This is a genomic window from Dietzia sp. CW19, assembly GCF_014145265.1.
In the GTDB taxonomy this organism is placed as follows: Bacteria; Actinomycetota; Actinomycetes; order Mycobacteriales; family Mycobacteriaceae; genus Dietzia; species Dietzia natronolimnaea.
Map to the genome: position 1 here is coordinate 1 of NZ_JAALEE010000478.1, position 2,729 is coordinate 2,729.

The 2,729-nt window shown below is 71.8% G+C and carries 4 protein-coding genes; 3 read left to right on the forward strand and 1 reads right to left on the reverse strand.

Features of this window, described 5'->3' with window-relative positions; genetic code table 11:
• A partial coding sequence (locus G6021_RS13730; RefSeq protein ID WP_182641525.1) for a bifunctional methylenetetrahydrofolate dehydrogenase/methenyltetrahydrofolate cyclohydrolase occupies window positions 1-829 on the reverse strand: 829 nt, incomplete at its 3' end.
• 60 nt (window positions 830-889) lie between these two features.
• Here G6021_RS13730 and G6021_RS13735 point away from each other — a divergent pair.
• From G6021_RS13735 to G6021_RS13745, 3 genes are all read left to right on the forward strand, one after another.
• A complete protein-coding gene (locus G6021_RS13735; protein ID WP_182610420.1) occupies window positions 890-1,381 on the forward strand; it encodes a tRNA (cytidine(34)-2'-O)-methyltransferase in 492 nt (163 codons plus the stop codon).
• Window positions 1,382-1,395: 14 nt separating this feature from the next.
• Window positions 1,396-2,394, forward strand: a complete 999-nt coding sequence (locus tag G6021_RS13740) for a metal ABC transporter substrate-binding protein (protein WP_182617968.1) — start codon at window positions 1,396-1,398, stop codon at window positions 2,392-2,394.
• Window positions 2,391-2,729: ATP-binding cassette domain-containing protein (locus G6021_RS13745; protein ID WP_182641526.1), on the forward strand; the 339-nt coding region annotated here is incomplete at its 3' end. The genes G6021_RS13740 and G6021_RS13745, both read left to right, overlap by 4 nt.

Below are 2,729 nucleotides of genomic sequence, written 5' to 3' on the forward strand. Positions count from 1 at the left end.
GCTCGACCACGTTGGCCAGCAGGAACGCCCGCGTGAGCGGACCGACGCCACCCGGGTTCGGGGAGACCGCACCGGCGACGTCCCACACGTCCGGGTGGACGTCGCCGGCCAGCTTCCCGTCGAGCCGGGACACCCCCACGTCGAGGATCGCCGCGCCCGGCTTGACCATGTCCGGCGTGAGCATGTGGGCCACCCCGGCCGCGGCCACGATCACGTCGGCCCGCCGCGTCTCGGCGGCCAGGTCCCGGGTTCCGGTGTGGCACAGGGTGACGGTCGAGTTCTCGCTGCGGCGGGTGAGCATCAGCCCGATCGGGCGCCCCACGGTGACCCCGCGGCCGATCACCACCACGTGTGCCCCGTCGAGTTCGACACCGAATCGCCGCAGGAGGTGGATGGCGCCGTTGGGGGTGCACGGCAGAGGGGCCGTCGCGTTGAGGACCAGCTTGCCGAGGTTGACGGGATGCAGGCCGTCCGCGTCCTTGGCCGGGTCGATGCGCTCGAGGATCGCGTTCTCGTCGAGGTGCTTCGGCAGCGGTAGCTGAACGATGTACCCGGTACACGCGGGATCGGCGTTGAGCTCGTCGATCACGGCCTCGAGCTCGGCCTGACCGGTCTCGGCGGGCAGGTCACGCCGGATGGAGGCGATGCCGACCTGCTCGCAGTCGCGGTGCTTCATCTTGACGTAGGAGTGGCTGCCCGGGTCGTCGCCCACCAGGACCGTTCCCAGCCCCGGGGTGATGCCCTTGTCGCGCAACGCGGCGACCCGGTCGGTGAGGTCGGCGACGATCTCGTCGCGGGTGAGCTTTCCGTCCAGCTTGATAGCGGTCACGGGCGCCAGTATCCCACTCCGGAGCGGCCACGTCGCCAGCGCACTGCGAGAATGGCCGCCATGACCGGAGCCGGCGTGCGTGTGTTGTTCGACCGACCCCGCATCCCCCCCAACACCGGCAACGCGATCCGGCTGGCGGCGGGGGCGGGGTGTGAACTCCATCTGGCCGGGCCACTGGGCTTCGACCTGTCCGAACCGCAACTGCGGCGGGCGGGGCTCGACTACCACGACCTGGCGCACGTGGAGGTCCACGAGGATCTCGAGGCCGCGTACGCGCGACTACTCCCGGCGCGGGTGTGGGCGTTCACCGTGCGGGCCGACCGCTCGCTGCCGGAGGTCCGGTTCTCCCCCGGTGACGTCCTGCTGTTCGGGCCCGAGCCCACCGGTCTGGCCCCGGACGTGCTGGCCGACGAGCGCGTGACCGCGACGGTGCGCATCCCCATGCTGGCGGGTCGCCGCTCCATGAACCTGTCCAACGCCGCCGCCGTGGTGGTCTACGAGGCCTGGAGGCAGCAGGGCTACCCAGGCGGTATGGATATTCCGCCACTTTGACTTAATATTTCGGTATGCCGAAATCTCATCTGGCCGGGGGCCGCAATCCCCGGGCCGGTCGCCGGCGACCCTGGTCCCCCGCGGCCGCGGTCGTCGTCGCACTCGTGACCGCGATCGTGGCGGCCGCCTGCACCACCGGCACCTGGGGGGCGGTCGACGTGGACGACCGGCCCCGGTTCGCCGCCCGGGAGGCCGACGACAGGGTCGTGGTGGCCACGACCTTCACGATCCTCGCGGACATGGCCCGCCGCGTCGGTGGAGACCGGGTCCGGGTGGAGTCGGTGACGACCCCGGGCGCCGACATCCACCAGTACGAGCCGTCCGTCGACGACCTCAAGCGGGTCGAGGGCGCGGACCTAGTGGTGAGCAACGGTCTCGGCATGGACGACTGGCTGCTGCGCTTCATCGACGGGACCGACGCACGCCACGTGGTCACCTCCGAGGGGGTCGACCCGCTGCCGGTGCGCTCCGGCAACTACACCGGGCGGCCCAACCCCCACGCGTGGATGTCGCCCGACGAGGGCGCGAGATACATCCGGACGATCGCCCGCGCCCTGACCGAGGTCGACCCGGAGGGAGCCGAGGGGTACCTCGCTCGCGCCGAGGACTACGTGGCCGAACTCGACGAGCTGGCGTCCCGCGCCCGCGCGGCCGTGGCGGCGGTGCCGCAGGACCGCCGTGTCCTGGTCACGTGCGAGGGCGCGTTCTCCTACCTGGCCCGGGACCTCGGCCTGGAGGAGCTCTACCTGTGGCCGGTCAACAGCGAGTCCCAGGGGCTGCCGCGTCAGGTCACCGCCCTGATCGACGAGGTGCGTGATCGTGAGATCCCCGCCGTCTTCTGCGAGTCGACGGTCTCCGGCGCGGCGATGGAGCAGGTCGCGGCCGAAACGGGCAGCAGGGTCGCCGGCCTGCTGTACGTCGACTCCCTCTCCGCGCCCAGCGGCCCGGTGCCCACCTACCTCGACCTGCTCGACCACGACCTCGAGACGATCACCCGGGAGCTGACGTCATGACCGACCGCCCACTGCCCTTCTCCGTGCACACGGGCCCGCCCGCCGTCGTCGTCACCGACCTCACCGTCGACCGCGGCCAGATCCGCGCGCTCGACTCGGTGTCGCTCTCGGTGCCGACCGGGGAGATCACCGTGCTGCTCGGCCCCAACGGGTCCGGGAAGTCCACCCTGCTCCAGTCGCTGCTCGGCCTTGTCACCCCCACCGGTGGATCGGTGCGCCTCCTCGGTTCCCCGGTCCGGCGCGCGCTACGCACCGGACGGGTGGCGGCGGTGCCCCAGTCGGACGGACTCGACGAGCGGTTCCCGGTCACCGCCGGTGAGGTGGTCATGCAGGGC

Bases quoted from the DNA above. Each gene is read 5' to 3' on its own strand.
- G6021_RS13735 (WP_182610420.1), top strand. From the start codon at position 890: ATGACCGGAGCCGGCGTGCGTGTGTTGTTCGACCGACCCCGCATCCCC.
- G6021_RS13740 (WP_182617968.1), top strand. From the start codon at position 1,396: ATGCCGAAATCTCATCTGGCCGGGGGCCGCAATCCCCGGGCCGGTCGC.